Annotated in this window: 17 protein-coding genes; 6 read left to right on the forward strand and 11 right to left on the reverse strand. The window is 71.1% G+C overall.

All coding sequences use genetic code 11. The features are described from left to right. Positions 1 to 8: 8 nt before the first annotated feature. Complete coding sequence (locus tag ABZ815_RS07125) at positions 9 to 1,229, reverse strand: MFS transporter (RefSeq protein ID WP_357694911.1); 1,221 nt, start codon at positions 1,227 to 1,229, stop codon at positions 9 to 11. A 75-nt stretch (positions 1,230 to 1,304) separates the two neighbouring features. Between ABZ815_RS07125 and ABZ815_RS07130 the strand changes: the two genes are divergently transcribed. The 3 genes from ABZ815_RS07130 to ABZ815_RS07140 all read left to right on the forward strand — a co-directional run bounded on the left by ABZ815_RS07130 (position 1,305) and on the right by ABZ815_RS07140 (position 2,734). Beyond that, positions 1,305 to 2,066 (forward strand): SDR family oxidoreductase, encoded by a 762-nt coding sequence (locus ABZ815_RS07130; protein ID WP_357694913.1) that lies wholly within the window; start codon positions 1,305 to 1,307, stop codon positions 2,064 to 2,066. A 28-nt stretch (positions 2,067 to 2,094) separates the two neighbouring features. Continuing rightward, positions 2,095 to 2,340, forward strand: a complete 246-nt coding sequence (locus ABZ815_RS07135; protein WP_357694915.1) for a type B 50S ribosomal protein L31 — start codon at positions 2,095 to 2,097, stop codon at positions 2,338 to 2,340. 154 nt (positions 2,341 to 2,494) lie between these two features. Further along, positions 2,495 to 2,734 carry a DUF3040 domain-containing protein gene (locus ABZ815_RS07140; RefSeq protein WP_357694917.1) on the forward strand — a complete coding sequence of 80 codons (240 nt, stop codon included), beginning with the start codon at positions 2,495 to 2,497 and terminating at the stop codon, positions 2,732 to 2,734. On the opposite strand, the gene ABZ815_RS07145 is transcribed toward ABZ815_RS07140, so the two are convergent. The 4 genes from ABZ815_RS07145 to ABZ815_RS07160 all read right to left on the reverse strand — a co-directional run bounded on the left by ABZ815_RS07145 (position 2,642) and on the right by ABZ815_RS07160 (position 5,298). Continuing rightward, positions 2,642 to 2,971, reverse strand: a complete 330-nt coding sequence (locus ABZ815_RS07145) for a DUF6343 family protein (protein WP_357694919.1) — start codon at positions 2,969 to 2,971, stop codon at positions 2,642 to 2,644. The genes ABZ815_RS07140 and ABZ815_RS07145 overlap by 93 nt on opposite strands. Positions 2,972 to 2,983: 12 nt before the next feature. Beyond that, complete coding sequence (locus tag ABZ815_RS07150; protein WP_357694921.1) at positions 2,984 to 3,685, reverse strand: maleylpyruvate isomerase family mycothiol-dependent enzyme; 702 nt, start codon at positions 3,683 to 3,685, stop codon at positions 2,984 to 2,986. 16 nt (positions 3,686 to 3,701) lie between these two features. Beyond that, positions 3,702 to 4,385 (reverse strand): DUF4344 domain-containing metallopeptidase, encoded by a 684-nt coding sequence (locus ABZ815_RS07155; RefSeq protein ID WP_357694923.1) that lies wholly within the window; start codon positions 4,383 to 4,385, stop codon positions 3,702 to 3,704. A 172-nt stretch (positions 4,386 to 4,557) separates the two neighbouring features. After that, a complete protein-coding gene (locus tag ABZ815_RS07160) occupies positions 4,558 to 5,298 on the reverse strand; it encodes a hypothetical protein (protein ID WP_357694925.1) in 741 nt (246 codons plus the stop codon). 190 nt (positions 5,299 to 5,488) lie between these two features. Between ABZ815_RS07160 and ABZ815_RS07165 the strand changes: the two genes are divergently transcribed. From ABZ815_RS07165 to ABZ815_RS07175, 3 genes are all read left to right on the forward strand, one after another. Next, positions 5,489 to 6,361, forward strand: a complete 873-nt coding sequence (locus ABZ815_RS07165; RefSeq protein WP_357694927.1) for a sugar kinase — start codon at positions 5,489 to 5,491, stop codon at positions 6,359 to 6,361. Positions 6,362 to 6,552: 191 nt separating this feature from the next. Further along, positions 6,553 to 7,542, forward strand: a complete 990-nt coding sequence (locus ABZ815_RS07170) for a LacI family DNA-binding transcriptional regulator (RefSeq protein ID WP_357694929.1) — start codon at positions 6,553 to 6,555, stop codon at positions 7,540 to 7,542. Positions 7,543 to 7,612: 70 nt separating this feature from the next. Next, a complete protein-coding gene (locus ABZ815_RS07175; protein WP_357694931.1) occupies positions 7,613 to 8,248 on the forward strand; it encodes a tetratricopeptide repeat protein in 636 nt (211 codons plus the stop codon). Between the two features lie 44 nt (positions 8,249 to 8,292). Here ABZ815_RS07175 and ABZ815_RS07180 read toward each other — a convergent pair whose 3' ends face one another. The 6 genes from ABZ815_RS07180 to ABZ815_RS07205 are packed head-to-tail and all read right to left on the reverse strand — an operon-like array spanning position 8,293 to position 14,628. Beyond that, positions 8,293 to 9,195, reverse strand: coding sequence for an aminoglycoside phosphotransferase family protein (locus ABZ815_RS07180; protein WP_357694933.1), 903 nt, complete (start codon positions 9,193 to 9,195; stop codon positions 8,293 to 8,295). Further along, entirely contained in the window at positions 9,182 to 10,177 is a 996-nt protein-coding gene (locus tag ABZ815_RS07185) for a LacI family DNA-binding transcriptional regulator (RefSeq protein ID WP_357694935.1), read from the reverse strand. The genes ABZ815_RS07180 and ABZ815_RS07185 overlap by 14 nt, the downstream gene beginning before the upstream one ends. Before the next feature lie 32 nt (positions 10,178 to 10,209). After that, complete coding sequence (locus ABZ815_RS07190) at positions 10,210 to 11,580, reverse strand: GH1 family beta-glucosidase (protein WP_357694937.1); 1,371 nt, start codon at positions 11,578 to 11,580, stop codon at positions 10,210 to 10,212. Continuing rightward, positions 11,577 to 12,380: a carbohydrate ABC transporter permease gene (locus tag ABZ815_RS07195; RefSeq protein ID WP_357694939.1), complete on the reverse strand. Its 804-nt coding sequence runs from the start codon at positions 12,378 to 12,380 to the stop codon at positions 11,577 to 11,579. Before ABZ815_RS07195 ends, ABZ815_RS07190 begins: the two co-directional genes overlap by 4 nt. Then, positions 12,377 to 13,336 carry a sugar ABC transporter permease gene (locus tag ABZ815_RS07200; protein WP_357694941.1) on the reverse strand — a complete coding sequence of 320 codons (960 nt, stop codon included), beginning with the start codon at positions 13,334 to 13,336 and terminating at the stop codon, positions 12,377 to 12,379. The genes ABZ815_RS07195 and ABZ815_RS07200 overlap by 4 nt, the downstream gene beginning before the upstream one ends. Next, the gene (locus ABZ815_RS07205) at positions 13,333 to 14,628 is read right to left on the reverse strand and encodes an extracellular solute-binding protein (protein WP_357694943.1); all 1,296 of its coding nucleotides are present in this window, start codon (positions 14,626 to 14,628) and stop codon (positions 13,333 to 13,335) included. Before ABZ815_RS07205 ends, ABZ815_RS07200 begins: the two co-directional genes overlap by 4 nt. Positions 14,629 to 14,808 lie beyond the last annotated feature (180 nt).

The raw sequence follows: 14,808 nt of genomic DNA on the forward strand, positions 1-14,808 counted from the left end.
CGCGGGTCTCAGGCCGGCTCGGCGGGCAGCGCGGCCTCCTGCTCCGGCGCCCGCCCGTACCGATCGTAGGCCACCAGCGAGAGCGCTCCGAGCACGCACGCCGCCGCCACCGAGGCCATCACCGCCGGATATCCGGCGATCTGCGCCACCGCCGCCGACAGCAGCGGGGCCACCGCCTTGGCCACCGTGACGGGCAGGGCGAGCGCGCCGCTCAGCGTCGCGTACGCGGTCGTGCCGTACCGGTCGGCCAGCAGCGCGGGACGGGCGATCGTGGCCACCCCGAACCCCAGCCCGAACAGCACCACCCCCGCGACCGCCCCCGCGACGCTGTCGCCCGCCAGCGGCAGCAGCAGCGCGGCCACCCCCTGGACGGCGAACATCGCCGCCGTGACCAGCGCCACCGGCCACCGGCTCCGCAGCCCCGTCGTCACCAGCCGCCCGGTCACCGACAGCACGCCGAGCAGCCCGGCCACGCTCGCCGCGAACACCGGCGGATGCCCGAGCGCGATCAGGTACGTCACCAGCAGCACCCCCATGACCGCCACCGCCCCCGTCTGGGCCAGGAAGGCGGCCACGAGCAGCCAGAACGGCCGTTCGCGCAGCGCGGAGCCGACGATCTCGCGCCGCCGGGCCCGCGGCGCGGACGCCCGCCGCCCCCGAAGGGCGAGAGCGTGCAGCGGCACGGCCGTCAGCGCGTACCCGGCGGCCAGGACGACCAGCGCCCGCCGCCAGCCGTACCGGTCCACGAGGAGGCCCGTCAGCGGCAGGAAGATGCTGGAGGCGAACCCGGCCACCACCGTCACGGCCAGCAGCGCGCGCGCCCGCCGGGCCGCGTCGAACCAGGCGACGATCACCGCGAAGGCGGCCTCGTAGAGCACCATGGCCGAGGCGGCCCCGAGCACCGCGCACACCAGGTAGAGCTGCGTCACCGTGCGCACCTGCGACCACGTGAGCACCGCGAGCCCGCCCAGCAGGGACCCGGCCGTCATCAGCGCGCGGCCCCCGTGCCGGTCGAGCCGGCGTCCGACGAGCGGCGCGAACAGGGCGGACACCAGCACCGCCACCGTGATCGCCCCGGTGAGCTGGGCGACCCCGGTCCGCAGGTCGCGGGCCATCGGCGGGATGAGCACCGAGAACGCGTAGTAGAGCACGCCGTAGCCGGCCGTCTGCGTGATCGCGAGCGCCCCGACCACGAAAGCCGGCGACCTCGGACCGGGTACGGCGATCACGCACTGGTTCGTTCCCGTTCACCAGCCGGAAATACGGTGACAAGGGTCACTCCGGGACCGAGTAGCGTCGGACGCATGAGTCTTTCCTACGTGGTGACCGGCGGCGGGCGTGGCATCGGGAAGGCCGTGGTCCAGCGGCTCCTGGGGGAGAAGGACACCGTCGTCGTCATCGACCGCGACGGCGGCTCGCTGTCCTGGACGGGCCCACGCGTCATCCCCGTGGTGGGCGACGCGGCCGACGAGGAGCTGGCCGGCTGGGCCGCCGACCGGGCCCAGGAGGCCGGCACGCTGGCGGGCTGGGTCAACAACGCGGCGATCTTCCGTGACGCCTCCGTGCACGACGCCCCGATCGCCGAGGTCAGGGAGCTGGTCGCGGCCAACCTGGACCTGGCGCTGGTGGGCTGCGCGGTGGCCGTCCGGCGGTTCCTGGCGGCGGGCACGCCCGGGGCGATCGTCAACGTCACCTCGCACCAGGCCACGAGGGCGGTGCCCGGCAGCCTGCCCTACGCCACGGCGAAGGCCGCGACCGAGGGCCTGACCAGGTCGCTGGCCGTCGAGTACGGGCGGTACGGCATCAGGGTCAACGCCGTCGCGCCGGGTTCGGTGGCCACCGAACGCTACGAGGACTTCCTGGCCTCCAGGAGCGCGGACGAGGTCGTGGACGTCGAGCGCGAGATGGCCAGGGTGCACCCCCTGGGCCGGGTCGCCCACCCGGACGAGGTGGCCTCGGTCGTGGCGCACCTGCTGTCGCCGGAGGCCTCCTTCGTCAACGGGGCGACGATCCCCGTGGACGGCGGCCGGACCGTCCTCGGAATCGACCCGGAAGCCAGGGAATGAAAACCATTGTCACCCGGTTGAGAGGGGCATGAAGAAGAACCTGCACCCCTCGTACCGTCCGGTCGTCTTCCGCGACCCGAGCGCCGGCTTCGCCATCCTCACCCGCTCGACCCTGACGAGCAGCAGGACCGTCGAGTGGGAGGACGGCAGGACCTACCCGGTCGTGGACGTCGACGTGTCGTCGGCCAGCCACCCGTTCTACACCGGCCGCAGCCGCGTCCTCGACACCGAGGGCCGCGTCGAGCGCTTCAACCAGCGCTACGGCAGGAAATGACAGCCGAAGCTTGACCCGCCCCTGTCCGCTCCCTGCCTTCCGGCCGGAGCGGCCGGGGGTTTCGGCATGTCGTGCCAAGGACGCGCGAGGCGGGCATGCTGGGGCTACTGGTGGGTACAAGGCTTTCACCGGCGTGGGAGCAATGGTGATCGCGATGGGTCTCTCTGGAAGGGAACGCCGCCTCCTCGCTGAGATCGAGCAGGGCCTCGAACGGGACGACCCCGAGCTGGCCCGGCGCGTGGCGGCGATCAACAGGATCGAGTCCGACGGAATCGAGTATCCGCATGCCTGCGGTGACCGGCTACGAGTGTGGGCGCTGACCCATGTCTGGATCATCTTCGGAGTGGCCGCCGCCGTGATCCTGCTGCTCCTGCTGGCCGTGCTCACCACCTGACGACCGGGCGCGGCGGCGTCTGAGCACCGCCAGGTCCACGGCGGCCACCACGGCCACCGCGGCGGCGATGGCGGCCTCCCAGACCCACACCTGCTGTCCCGTGGACATCGCGCGGGTCACGAAGAAGACCGCCGCGACCACGGCGACCACCAGGGCGATCCACGACAGGATGCGCCTGGCGCGCAGCGGACTGCGCGCGGTCACCGGCTCGGAGCCCTCGCGGTCACGCAGCCACATGCCGCTCTCCTCTCAGGCCAGGCACCGCAGCGCGGCGGCGACCCGCGGGTCGAGCCCGTCGGTCGGCAGCCGCCCCACGGTCGCCTCCACGAACTCCGGGTACGACAGCGACGCGCTGCCCTGGTCGACGCTCACCCAGATCTGCTCGGCCGTCTGCTCCACCTGCGCCTTCGAGTCCTGCTCGGCCAGCACGAACCGCCCGACGGCCACCCGCCAGAACGTCCGGTGGTCGATCTCCTCCTGCGAGACCGGCGCGCCGACGTCATCGGCGTGGGTGGCGTACTCGGAGTCGTAGTGGAAGGTCTGCAACCCCACCGGGTACGGGCCCGCCATCGTGTCGATCGTCGCGTCGCGGCCGAGTGCCCGCATGCGTTCGCGCGTCTCGCCGTTCTTGGTGCGCCACTCCTGGAGCACCGTCTCGACGGGCACGTCACGACGCTGCCGTACGGACCACTCGTTGAAGTCGTTGAACCCGGTCACCCCCTCGGCCGCCACCCGGGTCAGCAGCTCCTGCACGGTGCCGTCGAGGCAGGCGTGGTTGTACGCCTCCTCACCCGCCAGGTGGGCGAGCACGTCCCGGACCGACCACCCGGCACAGCGGGACGGACGCGCCCAGCCCGCCTCGTCGAGCCCGTCGAAGAACCGGTCGAGCCGGGCCGCCTCGGTGTCGAAGATGTCGAACGGGTCGAACTCTCGGAGCAGCTCCTCAGCCATACACCGGACGTACCCCTCACGCCTCGACTTTCACGGCCAGGGAGCCCAGAGCCGACCTGGCCTGCTCGTACTCGGCGCGGCAGGAAGGGGCGCGCTCGGCCGGAACCCAGCCGCCCTTGGCGATGCGGGCGTACTTGACGGGGTCGGCGCCGTACAGCAGGCAGGCGAACGTGGCGGAGGCGGCCGTCCCCGACAGGTGGTCCGCGTCGGTGTGGGCGGCCAGCAGGTGGCGGGCCTCGGCGGCGGCCACCACGTGCCCGCCGTCGCGCGCGGCGAGCGTCAGCGCGGCGAACCGGTCGGCCTGCTGCTCGTCGGCGGGCAGGCCGTTGAGCGCGGCCAGGGCGTGGCCGAGCTGGTGGTGGTAGAGGGCGGCCAGCGCGCCGTCCACGCGGCCGGTGGTGGTGCGCCGGTCGGCCTCCTCGGTCTCGGAGATGCCGGTGAGCGTCCGGTCGATCTTGTTGACCAGGGAGTAGCAGATCGTGATCCGCCGCTTGCCGCCGTCCCAGCGGGCGCGGGGGGCGTCGCAGCCGCGGGCCACGACCTGGACCCCGCCGAGCCGGGGCCCCAGCGCGCCGCTGTCCTTCAGGAGCTTCCTGGCGTGTTGCTCGCGGGCCGTGCCGGCGGGTTCGTAACGCACCGAAGGCGCCGCCCCCAGCGTGCTCGTCAGGCTCAGGACGAGGGCGATCAGGGGGTTGGGCATATAAGGCTCCTGTCGGATCGACGCGCTGTCCGTGAGGCGGCGTGCCGCCTCCTTTGCAAATGGGACAGTCCATGCGGCGATCCGGTGATCGATAAACCCCGGTGCGGGTAAAGGAATCCGGAAAAGCCGAAGGCCCGGCTCCCACCAGGGGAACCGGGCCTCAGACGATCAATTACCGGTGGTGCCAGGAACGGTAGACCTTGACGTAGTCGCGACGGCTCTCGGAGCCGTTGAGCTCGTCGTTGCCCTCGTAGACGGCCTTGAACGTGCCGCTCTTCCAGGCGCGGGTCTTGGCGGAGAACTTGCCGCCCCACTTGGTCGTGGTGGAGGCGACCCACTTCCAGCCGCTGGAGCCGTCGGCGCGGTAGTAGACGCTGACCTTCTCGCCGCGCAGGCCCTCCCAGCCTTCGTCATCGACCTGAAGGCGACCGGAGAAGTAGATCGAGCGGCCCTGACGGACCTTGTAGGGGTCGGCCGTGAAGCGCGAGACGCGGGTGTCGGCCTTGCCCTTCTGGATCTCGACGTTGAAGAACGCGGAGTCGGTGGCGACCTGCTTGTTGTCCTTGTCGAAGGCCACAGCGGTGGCCTTCCACTTGCCGGCGAAGTCGCCCTCGTTGAACGGGACGGCGAAGCGCCAGCCCTCAAGGTCCTTGACGTCCTTGGCGCGGAAGGTGCGGAAGTTGCCCTCCGGCGCCACGCTCAGCGTGACCTTCTGGACGTCGGAGCTGGCCCCGATGTCGAAGTACGCGGTGGTCTCGCTGCCGGCCTTCACCATGACCGGGTTGGGGGTGATGTCACGGATCTTGAGCTCCGTGGCGTGCTTGGTCGCGGTGGCGGAGGCGGCGCCCGCGCCGGAAACCAACATGGCCCCGCCGACGAAGGCGGTGATGATTCCTACTGCGATCTTTCTCATGAGGGTGCTGATTCCTCTCCCCGTATCGACTCGAAGCCGGCACCGGGGCGCGCCGGCTTCCTCTACTACTTTGAGGCACGAGTTGGGAAAAAGGTTCGCTAAAGATACAGAAAATATTTGATCACGGTCCTAACCAGGACTTATGCAAAAAAATCATTCAGCACTGCCGTGACCAACTACAGTCTGGCCCATGACAGACGTCTACGCGCTGGGCGAGCCGCTCGGCGTCGTCTCCAGCGGCCGGGTGCGGCACGAGAACGATGCCAGGCTGGACGTCTGCGGTCCCGAGTTCACCCTGGTCATCGCCCTGTCCAGGCTGGGTCACCGCTGCGCGTACGCCGGCCGGGTGGGGGACGACGAGCTGGGCGCCAGGGCGCTGACCGTGCTCAAGGGCGAGGGCGTCGACGTCGGGGACGTGCGGGTGGTCGAAGGGGCGCGTACCGGGATGGTGCTCAGGGAGGTGCGCGTCGGCCGCGAGCCGGTGACGGCCCAGTACCGCACCCGTTCGGCCGGGTCGCGGCTGTCGCCTGGCAACGTGCCGGTGGACCGGGTGGGCGCGGCGAAGATGCTGCACGTGACCGGCGTCACGGCGGCCCTGGGCATGGACGCGCTCGACGCCGTGCACGCCGCCATGAGCGCGGCGCGGACGGCCGGCGTCATGATCTCCTTCTCCGTCGACTACGTGCCCGAGCTGTGGCCCTCCGTCCGGGAGGCCGAGGAGGTGCTCGGCGAGCTGGCCTGCCGCTCCCACCTGCTCTTCCTCGCCCAGGACGAGCTGGACCTGGTCAAACCCGCCCTCACCCCCGAGCGCGAGGTCGTCGTCAACCGGGGTGTGAAGGGCGCCAGCGTGCGCGCCGACCGCATGCGTTACGACGTGACCGTCCCACAGGTTCCCGTGGTGGACATGGCGGGCTCGGGCGAGGCGTTCGCGGCCGGCTACATCAGCGCCGCGCTCGACGGTCTGACCCCGCAGGAGCGGTTGCAGCGAGGCGCGCTGCTGGGCGCGGCGGCGATGACGAGCGTGAGCGACTGGCAGGGTTTGCCGACCAGGGCGGAGCTGTGACGCAGAATTTCGCAACGGCTTGACGTGATTGCGCAAACATTTGACGGGCAATTGTCGTGCGGCACCCCGCATTTCGTCCGGCCGATACGCCGAAATTGCCGGGAAGGCCGTCCTGGGCGGGAGTGGGATCGCCGGGCGCGGGCTACGTAAGTGATCGCAAGCGCTTGCGTGGGAGGCCGTATAGTTTGCCCATGACGCGACGACTCGCAGAGGTGGCGAAGAAGGTCGGGGTGAGCGAGGCGACGGTCAGCCGCGTGCTCAACGGCAAGCCGGGTGTGTCCGACGCCACGCGCGAGGCCGTGCTGACCGCGCTCGACGTGCTCGGCTACGAGCGTCCCACCCAGTTGCGCGGCGACCGGGCCCGCCTGGTCGGCCTGGTGCTCCCCGAGCTGCAGAACCCGATCTTCCCCGCCTTCGCGGAGGTCGTCGGCGGCGCCCTGGCCCAGCAGGGCTTCACCTCGGTGCTGTGCACCCGCACGGTCGGCGGCGTCTCCGAGGCCGACTACGTCGACCTGTTGCTCCAGCAGCAGGTCAGCGGCGTGGTCTTCGCCGGCGGCCTCTACGCCCAGGCCGACGCCTCGCACGACCACTACGAGCTGCTGCACGAGCGCAAGCTGCCGACCGTCCTGGTCAACGCGGCCGTCGAGCGGCTGGACTTCCCGCAGGTCTCCTGCGACGACGTGGTGGCCGCCGAGATGGCCCTGTCCCACCTGCGCGCGCTCGGCCACGAACGCGTCGGCATGGTGCTCGGCCCGAAGGACCACATGCCCTCCCGGCGCAAGCTGGAGACGTTCGAGGCCGGGGGCGGCGACCCACGGCTCGTCGAGCACACGATGTTCTCCCTGGAAGGCGGGCACGCGGCCGCGGCCCGGCTGGTCAGGCAGGGGGTGACCGGCGTGATCTGCGCCAGCGACCTGCTCGCGCTCGGCACCGTCCGGGCGGCCAGGCGGGCCGGGCTCACCGTGCCGGGGGACGTCTCGGTCATCGGCTTCGACGACTCGGCGCTGATGAACTGCACCGAGCCGCCGCTGACCACGGTCCGCCAGCCGATCGACGCGATGGGCCGGGCCGCCGTCGACCTGCTGGTGGCCCAGATCGACAAGGCGGTCGTGCCCGCCGACGAGCTGCTGTTCGAGCCGGAGCTGGTGGTCAGGGCCTCGACGGCGCGGGCGCGCGGCTGACCGCTCCCGCGCTAGGCATATGCCCCGGATGTCGTTGTCTGCTGCGTCGGCCTCCATTAGGTTCGGGCAAATGTGGATCGAGCGGGCCCAGGAGCTCTACGAGCGTGGGATCTACGCCGGGGACGACGCGGCGCTCGCGACGTCCGACCGCGAGCTGGACGCGGTCGAGGCGGCGTTGTGCCTGGCCAGAGGCCGGGTCCTGCACGGGCGCGTGCTGCAAGGGGATGAGGCGGACCCGCGCGAGCTGCCGCTGTTCCAGCGGGCCACGACCCTGTTCAGGGCGCTCGGCGACCGGCGCGGGGAGGGCGAGGCGGCGTTCTGGGAGGGCTGTTTCCACCAGGTCGTCGAAGGCGACCTCGACCGGGCCGTTCCCCTGTTCGAGCGCGCCGGGGAGCTGGCCGCGGAGACGGGCGACCTCGCCACGCTCGCGGAGGTGCTCAGGCACCAGGGGATCGTCGCCCACCGGGCCGGGCGGCTCGACGAGGCGCGCGAGAGGCTGACGGAGTCGTCGCGGCTGCGGCGGGAGCTCGGGCATCCGGCGGGGGTCGCGTCCAACCAGGTCGGACTGATCCGCATCGCCGTCGCCCAGGGACGTCACGCCGAGGCGCTGGCGCTGGCCGACGAGGCCCGCGCGCTGGCCGAGTCGTGCGGCGCCGGCCGCATCGCCGCCCACGTCGAGGAGGCCCGCGCCATCATCCCCGCCTGACCACGCCCGGACCCGCCCCGGCCCCGCGGAGGGCGTGGTGCCGGTCAGCGGGTGCGGCGGGTGGGGGCGCGCAGCCATCCGTCGAGGGTGGCGCGGGCGGCGGCCCGCTCCTCGGGGAAGCGCAGCGCCCTGACCAGCGTCCACAGGACGGCCTGCAAGGTCCGCGCCTCCGTGAACACCGCCAGGGCCGGATCGTCGGGATCGGCGCCGTAGGCCCGCACGGCGGCGCGCCCGTCGAGCCGGACGGTCCTCAGCAGACAGGCCAGGTCCCAGCCCACGGGCGCGGACATGGTCTCCTCGAAGTCGTTCCACAGCGGGCCGCCGGGCGTGACCAGCAGGTTGCCCGGATGCGCGTCGCCGTGCACGGCCTGACCGCCGTCGGGCAGCCGGGCGGCCAGCCCGTCGCGGGCCTCGGCGAGCCGGGCCAGCACGTCCGGCTCCAGCTCGCCGGAGAGCAGCCCGAGCAGGTGCCGGGGCTCGTCGAGGACGGGCCCGAGGCGCGGCAGCGCGCCCGGAAAGCCGCGCAGCTCCTCGTGCAGCTCGCGCAGCGCCCGCCCGAACGCCTCGGGCGTCACCGCAGACCCGTCGTGTTCGGCGTGTTCGACGTACTGCCAGTACGACACCGGCGTCCCGCCGTGCTCGTGCACCCGCGCGGGCAGCAGGTCGCTCGGCGGCACGACCGGCGCCCCGCGCCCGTGCAGGAACGACACGACCGCCAGCTCCCGCCGCATCGCCTCCTCGGGCCGGAGCCGGGCCAGGGCGGTGACCGTGGGCACCCGCGCCACGACCGGCGCCGGCAGCAGGTGGATTCGGAGGTTGTAGGAGTCCGTCAGCACGACGGGCTCGCGCACCGTGATGCCGTGTTCCTCGGCCACCGCGACGGCGGCGGCCACGGCCTCGCCCGCGGAGATCGCCCGCGCGGCCCCGGCACGCTCAGGCCGACTCACGGACCACCAGCTCGGTCGGCAGGATCACCGGTTCCCGCGAGCCGCCCTCGAACAGCCCGAGCAGCAGCCGGACCATGGCCGCCGCCTGCTCGGCGATCGGATGCCGCAGCGTGGTCAGCGGCGGCTCGGTGTACTTGGCCGCCTCGATGTCGTCGAACCCCACCACCGCCACGTCGTCGGGCACCCGCCGCCCGGCCTGGCGCAACGCCTGGAGCGCACCGACGGCCATCAGGTCGTTGCCCACGAACACGGCGTCGAGCGCGGGGTCGTCGCCGAGGAGCTGGCGCATCGCGATCGCGCCCGACTCCCTGGTGAAGTCGCCCACGGCCACGATCGAGCGGCGGTCGGAGTCGCGCAGCACGTTGCGGTAGCCGGTCAGGCGGTCCTGGCCGGCGATCATGTCCTGCGGGCCGGCGATCGTGGCGATCCTGCGCCGCCCGGACTCGACCAGGTGCCGCACCCCCGCCTCGGCCCCGCCCACGTTGTCGTTGTCGACGAACGGGATGTCCACCGGCACGGCCGGCCGCCCGTACGAGACCACGGGGACGCGCAGCCGCGACAACGCGGACGGCAGCGGGTCGGCGCCGTGCATGGAGATCAGCATGACGCCGTCGACGTGGCCGCCCGAGATGTACCGCTCCACCCGGGCGTGGCTCTTGGGAGAGGAGGCCAGCATCAGCACGACCTGCTTGTTGACCGCCTCCAGCTCGTAGCTGGCCGATCTGATCGCCGTGGAGAACATCGGGTCCTCGGAGAAGACCCGGGTGCCCGGCTCGCTGACGACCAGGGCGATCGAGTCGGTGCGCTGGGTGACCAGGCTGCGCGCCGCCGAGTTGGGGATGTAGCCCAGCTCGTCGATCGCGCGCTGCACGGCGTCGCGGATGTGCGGCGCGACGGTCGTCTGGTTGTTGACGACCCTGGAGGCGGTCGCGCGGGAGACGCCCGCGCGGGCGGCGACCGCCTCCAGCGTCGGGCGTCTCATGACTGCACCAAGAGGGAGAGCACGGAAAAAATCTACAGGCCGTTCCTGCTGATCACGTCGCGGTACCACAGGGCGCTGTCCTTGGGCACCCGGGTCTGCGTCGCGTAGTCCACGTGCACGATGCCGAACCTGCGCCGGTAGCCCTCGGCCCACTCGAAGTTGTCGAGCAACGACCACACCAGGTAACCGCGCAGGTCGGCGCCCGCCTCGACGGCCCGGTGCACCTCGCGCAGATGCCCGTCCAGGTACGCCACGCGCTCGTCGTCGTGCACCCGCCCGTCCTCGACGCGGTCGTCGAAGGCCGCGCCGTTCTCGGTGACCATGAGCCCGACCTGCGGATAGTCCTTGGAGAGCCGGACGAGCAGCCGGGACAGGCCGTCGGGCACGATCGGCCAGCCCATCGCGGTGACCGGCGCGTCCGCCGTGGTGAAGCGCACGTCCTCCGAGCCCGGCCAGGCGGCGTCGGCGGGCAGCCCCGGGCCCGACTCGACCACGCACGGGTTGTAGTAGTTGACGCCGACCAGGTCGATCGGCGCGTTGATCAGCTCCAGGTCGCCGTCCTGGACGTGCGCGGTCCCGCCGTTGCGCGCCGCCGCCGCGAGGACCTCCTCCGGGTACGTGCCGTACACCGCCGGGTCTAGGAACTGCCTGGTCAGCAGGGCGTGGACGCGTTCTGCGGCGGCCGCGTCCGCCTCGCCGGCGATCGCCGCGGGGTCGTTGACCTGGGCCGGCGTGAGCACCGGCGCGGAGTTGACCACGAGCATGATGCTGCGCGCCCCGGCCGCCCGCAGCCGGCGCGCCGCCAGGCCGTGGCCGAGCATGAGGTGGTGGGCGGCGCGCATGGCCTCGCCGGGGTCGCGGCGGCCAGGGGCGTGGACGCCGTTGCCGTAGCCGAGGAAGGCCGACACCCAGGGCTCGTTGAGCGTCGTCCAGTGGGTCACCCGGTCGCCGAGCCGGTCGTGCACGGCCTGGGCGTAGTCGGCGAAGCGGTAGGCCGTGTCGCGGTCCGTCCAGCCGCCGTGGGCTTCGAGGGCTTGGGGGAGGTCCCAGTGGTAGAGGGTGACATAAGGCGAAATTTCGGCGGCTAGTAGTTCATCTACGAGTTTGTCGTAGAAGGCCAGGCCGCGCGGGTTGATCGGCCCCCTGCCGTCCGGCTGGACGCGCGGCCAGGCCACCGAGAACCGGTAGGCCCGCAGCCGCAGCTCGCGCATCAGCGCGACGTCGTCCTTGTACCGGTGGTAGTGGTCGCAGGCCATGTCGCCGGTGTCGCCGCCGGCCACTTTCCCGGGGGTGTGGGAGAAGGTGTCCCAGATCGACCGGCCCCGCCCGTCCTCCTTGACCGCCCCCTCGATCTGGTAGGACGCCGTGGCGGCTCCCCAGACGAATTCCTCGGGAAACTTCATCCCTTAACAGCTCCTTGCATGATTCCACCGATGATTTGCCTGCCGAACAGGGCGAAGACCGCCACGAGCGGCAGGACGCCGACCGCCGTGCCCGCCAGGCCCAGCACGTAGTCGTTGACGTATCCGCTGGCCAGCGTGGACAGGGCCACCTGGACGGTGGGGTTGTCCGGGTTCAGCACGACCAGCGGCCAGAAGTAGTCGTTCCAGGCCGACATGAACGTCAGCATGCCCAGCACGGCCGCCGCCGGCCGCGCGGCGGGCAGCACGACGTGCCAGAACAGGCCCCACGTCGTGCAGCCGTCCACCCGCCCGGCCTCCAGCAGCTCGTCGGGCAGCGCCCGGGTGAGGTACTGGGTCATGAAGAACACCCCGAACGCGTTGACCAGCGCCGGCACGATCAGCGCGTAGTCCGTGCCGGTCCACTCCAGCTTCACCATGAGCAGGTAGAGCGGGATGATGCCGAGCTGGGCCGGGACCATCATGGTGGCCACGGTGATCACCAGCATGGCGTTCCTGCCCCGGAACCGCAGCTTGGCGAAGGCGAACCCGGCCAGCGTCGAGAAGAACATCACCGCGACCGCGATCGAGCCCGCCACGATGACCGAGTTCAGCAGCGCCAGCCCGAAGGGCACGGTGTCGAACACGCGGGAGACGTTGGCCAGGAAGTTCCCGCCGGGCAGCAGCGGCGGCGGGACCTCGGCCAGCGCCGAGTTGTGCCGCGAGGCCACCACCACGCTGTAGTAGAGCGGGAAGGCGGAGAAGAAGGCGACCGCGATGAGGGTCAGGTAGCGCAGTCTCATGTCGTGCCGCCCTTCACCCGGCGGCTGATCAGGAAGTTGATCCCGGCGACGGCCACCACGACCAGGAACATCAGCCAGGACGCCGCCGAGGCGTACCCGAAGTCGAACTTGGTGAAGCCCTGCTCGTAGACGAACAGCGCGAGCGTCTGGTACTGGCGGTCCGGGCCGCCGCTGGCCGCGCCGCCGCCCGCGCCGCTGCTCTGACCGAACAGCAGCGGCTCGGCGATGATCTGCATCGCGCCGATCGTGGAGACGATGACGACGAAGATGATCGTGGGCCGGATCATCGGGATGGTGATCCGGCGGAGCTGGGTGAAGCTGCTCGCGCCGTCGAGGGTGGCGGCCTCGTACAGCTCGCGCGGCACGGCCTGCATGGCGGCCAGGAAGATGAGCGCGTTGTAGCCGGTCCAGCGCCACATGATCATCACGGAGAGCGCGATGTGCGAGGTCGCGGTGCCGGCCGCCCAGTCGATGTTCCCGATGCCGAACCACGACAGCACCCAGTTGATCAGCCCGAAGTCGCGGCCGAAGAGCTGGCTGAAGATCACCACCACGGCCACCACGCTGGTGACGTTGGGCAGCAGCATCGAGATGCGCAGCAGCGTCTGGAAGCGCAGCCGCCGGTTCAGTAGATGGGCCAGCCAGACGGCCAGCAGGAGCTGCGGCACGGTGGACAGCACGCCGATGGACAGCGTGTTGAACGTGGCGTTCCAGAAGTAGCCGTCGGCCAGCAGCGTCTGGAAGTTCTTCGCGCCGACGAAGGTGTGCTCCTCCGACAGCAGGGTCCAGTCGTGCAGGCTGACCCAGGCCGTGTAGATGAGCGGGAACAGCCCGAAGGCGCAGAACAGCAGGAAGAAGGGGGCGACGTAGGCGTACGGCGACACCCTCACGTCGAGGGTGTGCCGGACGCTACGCCGCCGGCGCCGGGTCGGCACCGACAGCGGGAGCGTGCTCATCTGATCTTCTGGACGTCCTGGAGAACCTGCGCCCACGCCTCTTCCGGCGTCTGCTTGCCCTGCTCGACCCGGCCGAGCCCGTTACCGATCGCCACCCGGACGTCGGCCTCCTTCGGGCCGAGGTGCTGCGGCTTGAGGGCCTTGGCGGCGTCGGAGTAGATCTTGCCGATGGGGGCGTCGCCGAAGAACGGCTTGGTGAAGTTCTGGATCGAGGGGTCGTCGTACAGCGCCGGGATCGACGGGAACGTGCCCTCCTCCTTGAACACCTTGGCCTGGTTCTCCTTGGAGGTCAGGAAGTCGATCAGCTCGGCCGCCTCCTTCGGGTGCTTGCTCTGCTTGGGCACCATCAGGTGGGAGCCGCCGCTGTTGCCCGAACCGCCCGGCACGGTCGCGATGTCCCACTTGCCGGAGGCGTCCTTGGCCTGCTCCTGGATGAACCCGGTCATCCAGGCCGGACAGATGATCGTGGCGAACGAGCCCTTGGCGAAACCGGTGTTCCACGGCGGGGTGAAGGCGGCCAGCTTGGCGGTCAGGCCCTCCTGGGTGAGCTGGTTGGACAGGTCCCACGCCTTCTTCACGTCGGGGTTGCTGTCCACGATGATCTTGTCCTGGGCGTCGTACAGGCCGACGGGGGCCTGGTTGACCATCGCGCGGAAGATCTCGCCGGGGGAGTCGACGAACTTGGCGTCGGCGACCTTCGCGGCGCCGAACTTCTTGCCGGTCTCGATGTACTGCTCCCAGGTGGGCCAGAGAGCGCTCACTTCGGCTCGTCCGCTCGGCAGCCCGGCCTTCTTGAACAGGTCCTTGCGGTAGCACATGGCCAGGCCGCCAACGTCGGTGCCGAGGCCGAGGAGCTGCTGCCCGTCCTTGCTGAGGCCCTGTTGCCACTTCCAGTCGAGGTAGTCGTCCTGGCGCTTGTCGAGCCCGTACTGCTTGAGGTCGACGAACTTGCCGGGCTGGGAGGTGAACGTGCTGATGTAGCCCACCTCGACGGCCTCGACGTCACCCGCGCCGGCGTTCGTGGCCAGGCGCTTGACCAGGTTGTTGTGGTGGTCGTTGAACTGGGTGACGGCCTCCACGACCTCGATGTTCGGGTGGGTCTTCTTGTATTCCTCGTAGAGCGGTTTGAAGCCGAAGTCCCCGAAGAGGCCGACGGACAGCTTGATCTTCTCGCCGGGCTTGGCGCTCGCCTCCGTGGCGGGGCTTCCGCCGCCGCTGCCGCAGGCCGTCGCCAGCGCGAGCAGGGACGCGGTGAGCACGGGCACGGCGAGCCGCCGGATACGAGGGGTCATGGAAACCCTCCTGGGTAGAACGGGGGATGTGAGAGAGCGCTCTCTCGTCAGATTCGCGGCCTCTGTGCCGCCCTGTCAACGGGGTCTGCATAACGATCGGCGTTACCAGGAGAGCGCGTTCAGGGCAGCCTGGAGGTGTGGGGTAGGGTGCTGCAACGCCTCCGACCGGACCGAGGAGCA

It is taken from the genome of Nonomuraea sp. NPDC047529, from assembly GCF_040642995.1.
Lineage (GTDB): Bacteria > Actinomycetota > Actinomycetes > Streptosporangiales > Streptosporangiaceae > Nonomuraea.

Bases quoted from the DNA above. Each gene is read 5' to 3' on its own strand.
- ABZ815_RS07135 (WP_357694915.1), top strand. From the start codon at position 2,095: ATGAAGAAGAACCTGCACCCCTCGTACCGTCCGGTCGTCTTCCGCGAC.
- ABZ815_RS07200 (WP_357694941.1), bottom strand. From the start codon at position 13,336: ATGAGCACGCTCCCGCTGTCGGTGCCGACCCGGCGCCGGCGGCGTAGC.
- ABZ815_RS07205 (WP_357694943.1), bottom strand. From the start codon at position 14,628: ATGACCCCTCGTATCCGGCGGCTCGCCGTGCCCGTGCTCACCGCGTCC.
- ABZ815_RS07130 (WP_357694913.1), top strand. From the start codon at position 1,305: ATGAGTCTTTCCTACGTGGTGACCGGCGGCGGGCGTGGCATCGGGAAG.
- ABZ815_RS07150 (WP_357694921.1), bottom strand. From the start codon at position 3,685: ATGGCTGAGGAGCTGCTCCGAGAGTTCGACCCGTTCGACATCTTCGAC.
- ABZ815_RS07185 (WP_357694935.1), bottom strand. From the start codon at position 10,177: ATGAGACGCCCGACGCTGGAGGCGGTCGCCGCCCGCGCGGGCGTCTCC.
- ABZ815_RS07195 (WP_357694939.1), bottom strand. From the start codon at position 12,380: ATGAGACTGCGCTACCTGACCCTCATCGCGGTCGCCTTCTTCTCCGCC.
- ABZ815_RS07160 (WP_357694925.1), bottom strand. From the start codon at position 5,298: ATGAGAAAGATCGCAGTAGGAATCATCACCGCCTTCGTCGGCGGGGCC.
- ABZ815_RS07175 (WP_357694931.1), top strand. From the start codon at position 7,613: ATGTGGATCGAGCGGGCCCAGGAGCTCTACGAGCGTGGGATCTACGCC.
- ABZ815_RS07155 (WP_357694923.1), bottom strand. From the start codon at position 4,385: ATGCCCAACCCCCTGATCGCCCTCGTCCTGAGCCTGACGAGCACGCTG.
- ABZ815_RS07145 (WP_357694919.1), bottom strand. From the start codon at position 2,971: ATGTGGCTGCGTGACCGCGAGGGCTCCGAGCCGGTGACCGCGCGCAGT.
- ABZ815_RS07140 (WP_357694917.1), top strand. From the start codon at position 2,495: ATGGGTCTCTCTGGAAGGGAACGCCGCCTCCTCGCTGAGATCGAGCAG.
- ABZ815_RS07170 (WP_357694929.1), top strand. From the start codon at position 6,553: ATGACGCGACGACTCGCAGAGGTGGCGAAGAAGGTCGGGGTGAGCGAG.
- ABZ815_RS07190 (WP_357694937.1), bottom strand. From the start codon at position 11,580: ATGAAGTTTCCCGAGGAATTCGTCTGGGGAGCCGCCACGGCGTCCTAC.
- ABZ815_RS07165 (WP_357694927.1), top strand. From the start codon at position 5,489: ATGACAGACGTCTACGCGCTGGGCGAGCCGCTCGGCGTCGTCTCCAGC.